At 50.8% G+C, this 732-nt stretch carries 1 protein-coding gene; it reads right to left on the bottom strand.

The features are described from left to right. The coding region (locus tag CRP01_RS41735) for a WD40 repeat domain-containing protein (RefSeq protein ID WP_143473781.1) at nucleotides 1–732 on the bottom strand (732 nt) is incomplete at both ends.

Genomic DNA, 732 nt, shown 5'->3' with positions numbered 1-732 from the left:
CCCTTCAAATGTTTTGATTATCTGTCCCTCCAGGTCCCACAGTATTGCGGTATCATCACGGGATCCGGTGAGGATGAATTGCCCGTTGGGGGAGAAGGCTACGGAAGTAACACCATTTGAATGTCCTTCAAATATTTTGATTATCTGTCCCTCCAGGTCCCACAGTATTGCGGTACGATCCGGTGATCCGGTGAGGATGAATTGCCCGTTGGGGGAGAAGGCCACGGAACGAATCCAATCTGAATGCCCTTCAAAGCTTTTGGGTTCCCGTCCCTCCAGGTCCCACAGTATTGCGGTACTATTTTCCCATGATCCGATGAGGATGAATTGCCCGTTGGGGGAGCAGGCCACGGAAGTAACCTGGTGTGAATGCCCTTCAAAACTTTTGATTATCTGTCCCCCCAGGTCCCATAGTATTGCGGTACGATCCTTTGATCCGGTGAGGATGAATTGCCCGTTGGGGGAGAAGGCCACGGACCAAACCAGCTTTGAATGCCCTTCAAATGTTTTGATTTTCTGTCCCTCCAGGTCCCACAGTATTGCGGTACTATTTTCCCATGATCCGGTGAGGATGAATTGCCCGTTGGGGGAGAAGGCTACGGAAGTAATCCTATCTGAATGCCCTTCAAATGTTTTGATTTTCTGTCCCTCCAGGTCCCACAGTATTGCGGTACCATCAAAGGATCCGGTGAGGATGAATTGCCCGTTGGGGGAGAAGGCCACGGACCAAAC

The sequence above is a fragment of the Flavilitoribacter nigricans DSM 23189 = NBRC 102662 genome (assembly GCF_002646595.1).
Classification (GTDB): Bacteria; Bacteroidota; Bacteroidia; order Chitinophagales; family Saprospiraceae; genus Flavilitoribacter; species Flavilitoribacter nigricans.
The sequence above is the reverse complement of the archived record's forward strand: the minus strand, read 5'-3'. Positions and strand labels throughout refer to the sequence as shown.